This is a genomic window from Aphanizomenon sp. UHCC 0183 (assembly GCF_009712065.1).
Classification (GTDB): Bacteria; Cyanobacteriota; Cyanobacteriia; order Cyanobacteriales; family Nostocaceae; genus Dolichospermum; species Dolichospermum heterosporum.
The window spans coordinates 1-4,258 of sequence record NZ_VILC01000012.1 but is presented as its reverse complement, the minus strand read 5'-3'; the positions used below and the strand labels follow the sequence as shown (position 1 = coordinate 4,258).

The 4,258-nt window shown below is 43.7% G+C and carries 4 protein-coding genes; all 4 read left to right on the top strand.

The genetic code is table 11. The features are described 5' to 3' along the window. Positions 1-129 precede the first annotated feature (129 nt). The 4 genes from FJR37_RS06020 (at position 130) to psbD (ending at position 3,805) form a co-directional block, all read left to right on the top strand. Positions 130-498, top strand: coding sequence for a 2Fe-2S iron-sulfur cluster-binding protein (locus tag FJR37_RS06020; protein WP_027403653.1), 369 nt, complete (start codon positions 130-132; stop codon positions 496-498). Between the two features lie 40 nt (positions 499-538). Beyond that, on the top strand, positions 539-1,093 hold the full coding sequence (locus tag FJR37_RS06015; protein WP_371416103.1) for a thermonuclease family protein: 555 nt from the start codon (positions 539-541) through the stop codon (positions 1,091-1,093). A 203-nt stretch (positions 1,094-1,296) separates the two neighbouring features. Further along, a complete protein-coding gene (locus FJR37_RS06010) occupies positions 1,297-2,100 on the top strand; it encodes an inositol monophosphatase family protein (protein ID WP_168465558.1) in 804 nt (267 codons plus the stop codon). A 649-nt stretch (positions 2,101-2,749) separates the two neighbouring features. Then, complete coding sequence (psbD, locus tag FJR37_RS06005) at positions 2,750-3,805, top strand: photosystem II D2 protein (photosystem q(a) protein) (protein ID WP_015080309.1); 1,056 nt, start codon at positions 2,750-2,752, stop codon at positions 3,803-3,805. Positions 3,806-4,258 lie beyond the last annotated feature (453 nt).

Sequence of the window (4,258 nt, the reverse complement as noted above, 5' to 3'; positions counted from 1 at the left end):
CCCCCCCTCCCCCACCTCCCCCACATCCCCCACCTCCCCCACCACTTCCTGACCTGAAAATACGAAGTTTTCCAACAATCTTCTTATAATTAGGTGTGAAACTCCAAATCCGCAAATCTGAAAATTAAGATGGTTCAAACCCACAAAATTAAAGTTTACAATCGCCAAACTGGGACATCACATACTCTGGAAGTTCCTGAAGACCGTTATATTTTACACACGGCTGAACATAACGGGACGGAACTCCCCTTTTCTTGTCGGAATGGGGCTTGTACAACTTGCGCTGTCAGAGTTATATCAGGAGAAATTCACCAACCGGAAGCCATTGGTCTGTCTCCAGATTTACGCCGTCAAGGTTACGCTTTATTATGCGTAAGTTATGCTCGTTCTGATTTGGAAGTGGAAACACAAGATGAAGATGAGGTTTATGAACTTCAGTTTGGGCGGTTTTTTGGTAAGGGCAAAGTTAAAGCAGGTTTACCCTTAGATGAGGACTAATATTTTTTGTGTGTTTAGGTTAATGAATTTGATGGCGAGGATGACTGCTGTAGTGGTCAATCTTCGCGTTTTTGTGCCAAAAATAATTATATTGGCTAGTTTTTCACTTTTGGTGAGTTGTCAAAGCCAAAGCAACTCTTCAATAACTCCCGCTAGTGTCAGGGTAGCACGGGTTGTGAGTGGACAAAGTTTGGAAGTATTGGGAATGGAGTCACAACCGAATTTAATTTCCCCGGTGCGGTTAATTGGTTTAGATGCACCTGATATCCGCCAAATTCCTTGGGGTGAGGATGCTAAACAATTTGTTGAAAGTTTAATTGGCAGTGCAAATCAGGCTGTTAATCTGGAATTTGACTTAGAAGCTAAGGATAAATTTAACCGAACCTTGGCTTATGTATGGAAAGATAAACTGTTGTTAAATGAAGAAGTTGTCAAACAAGGATATGCTTTATTTGTAGCGCGATCGCCTAATCACAAATACGACCAACGACTAGAACACGCTCAACAATGGGCGAGAATCATGGGAAAAGGCATCTGGAATACAGATAAACCCATGCGGGTGACTCCTGGAGAATTTCGCCGTCTCTCTCGTTAAATGTAGACGTAAGTAGGTGAACACAATAAAACCAAACTGTGTAAAGAAATGTAAAATCGCCCAAACCCTCTTCACTCTTGCCTCTTGCCTCTTGCCTTTTGCCTTGCCATAACGACAATTTTCAACGCTCACCTACTTAGACGTAAAGGTTTGCTATGCCATCTATTGCACAACTGACAACTGACAACTAACAACTAACAAATATGCAAATTTTTCTAGATATTGCTACAGAAGCAGCTTTAGCCGCAGGTGTAGTTTTACAAGATTATTTAGGTAAATTAGAAAACGTAATCACCGAAAAAGGTCGTCCTGGTGATTTAGTTACCGCTGCTGATAAAGCTTCTGAACAGGTAATTTTAGAAGTATTGCGTCGTCATTTTCCCCAGCATTCCATCCTCGCTGAAGAGTCGGGAAAACTGGGGAACCAAGATAATGAATTTCTCTGGGCTATTGACCCTCTCGATGGTACTACTAATTACGCCCATCAATACCCCTGTTTCGCTGTTTCCATTGGGTTGCTGATTCACGGTGTCCCCAAGGTAGGGGTAATTTATGACCCTTTTCGTGATGAATTATTTCGGGCTGCTGCTGGCTTAGGTGCAACTCGTAACCGTCGCCCTATTCAGGTCTCCCAAACAGCGGAATTAGGTAAAAGCTTGTTAGTTAGTGGATTTGCTTATGATCGCCGGGAAACTGCTGACAACAATTATGCAGAGTTTTGTCATCTTACCCATCTTACCCAAGGTGTCAGACGTGATGGTGCAGCAGCCTTGGATTTAGCTTATGTAGCCTGTGGGAGAGTTGATGGTTATTGGGAAAGGGGAATTGCACCTTGGGATGTTGTGGCTGGAATAATATTGGTTCAGGAAGCGGGAGGTAACGTCACTGCCTATGATGGAACTCCGATAAACATTAATTCGGGGAGAATTCTGGCTACTAACGGTCATATTCACAAAAAACTCAGTCAGGAATTGACGCAAGTTCCCCCTTTATCTAGTTGGACATAAGTTTTCTTAGTAGGTTGGCGTTAAAAATTGTCGTTATGGCAAGGCAAGAGGCAAGAGGCAATAGGCAATAGGCAATAGGCAATAGGCAAGAGGGAATAGGCAATAGGCAATAGGCAATAGGCAAGAGGGAATAGGCAATAGGCAAGAGGCAATAGGCAAGAGGCAAGAGGCAATAGGCAATAGGCAAGAGGTTTTGATGGATTTTACTTTTTTACATCTGGCAAATTGTCATCAAACCCGGAACAAGTTCAAAGCCTCTCCCCGTTGCGGGGAGAGGTTTGGAGAGGGGTTTCATATTTGGTTAAACTATGAACCGTTTTCAGTATCCCTATTCCCTATTCTCTGTTCCCTATTCCCTATTCCCTGTTCCCTGTTCCCTGTTCCCTGTTCCCTGTTCCCTGTTCCCTGTTCCCTATTCCCTCTCTCAACGAGTTACTTGTTTTACATAGAACGTCTCTATAATCATCCCCAAATAAAATTTTTTTCTTAGCCCACTAGCAAAATTAGAGATTTTCACCTATTATGATAGAAAGCGTAAAAAATTGTAAACTAGGTTGACAACCTAGTTAGATTTGTGTAGGTGGATAATATTCGCCTGCCATAAACGCATAAAATCCGTACTTATAAAACATTTTGGAGATTTGCTCTCATGACCATCGCAGTTGGACGCGCCCCCAGTAGAGGGTGGTTTGACGTATTAGACGACTGGCTAAAGCGCGATCGCTTTGTATTCGTAGGTTGGTCAGGAATATTACTATTCCCCTGTGCCTTCCTCGCATTAGGCGGTTGGCTAACCGGTACAACCTTCGTCACCTCCTGGTACACCCACGGACTAGCATCTTCTTACTTAGAGGGAGCTAACTTTCTAACAGTAGCAGTATCCACACCAGCCAACAGCATGGGGCATTCCCTGTTGTTCCTGTGGGGTCCTGAAGCTCAAGGTGACTTCACCCGTTGGATTCAACTCGGTGGTTTGTGGCCTTTCGTAGCCCTACATGGCGCATTCGGTTTGATTGGCTTCATGTTACGCCAATTTGAAGTCGCCCGTCTCGTCGGTCTTCGTCCTTATAACGCCCTTGCTTTCTCCGGTCCTATCGCCGTATTCGTCAGCGTGTTCCTGATGTATCCTTTAGGACAATCTAGCTGGTTCTTTGCACCTAGCTTTGGAGTAGCCGCAATTTTCCGTTTCCTCTTATTCCTCCAAGGTTTCCACAACTGGACACTTAACCCCTTCCACATGATGGGTGTAGCGGGAATCTTAGGTGGAGCTTTACTTTGTGCCATTCACGGTGCCACAGTAGAAAACACCCTATTTGAAGACGGTGAAGGTTCAAACACTTTCCGCGCCTTCAATCCCACCCAAGCTGAAGAAACCTACTCCATGGTGACAGCAAACCGTTTCTGGTCACAGATTTTCGGAGTTGCTTTCTCCAACAAACGTTGGTTACACTTCTTCATGTTGTTTGTACCAGTTACAGGCTTGTGGATGAGTTCCATCGGTATCGTTGGTTTAGCATTAAACCTACGGGCTTATGACTTCGTTTCTCAAGAATTACGGGCAGCAGAAGACCCAGAGTTTGAAACTTTCTATACCAAAAACATTTTACTAAACGAGGGTATCCGCGCTTGGATGGCTCCTCAAGATCAACCCCACGAACAGTTCGTATTCCCTGAAGAAGTATTACCACGCGGTAACGCTCTTTAAAATTCATCATTTTTGAGTTAGCCTCTACCTATTGGTAGGGGTTTTTTTTTGTGAGAAATTTAAATTAAGGTATTGCAAATTTTTGTAGTTGTGCTATAGTAATCTCAGGTGACAAGACCAAAGCATTTTGCTTTGCCCCTTTTGAAATTAAGACCGTTTAGGCAATAAGGAGGTGATGCCCATGATAGAAAGTAGTATACCCGTGGGTCATCAAGTTGCAGTTAGCCGGCTGTGTGCCGGGGCTGTTCTCTAAAAGTTAGCTTTAGTTCTCTTGAGATACTAAGTTAGCTCAACTAACTAGGCTTAACATCGGAGTTCCTTCCGGCAGTCTGGTTGCAACTTGAAGACCCGCTAGACCGCCCTGACTTAGATTATCTAATCTAAATCAGGGCGGATAGTTTTTAAGGGTGTTTTTTAGGTTAAACCAGCACACAACCAAGTCAGTAAATTATA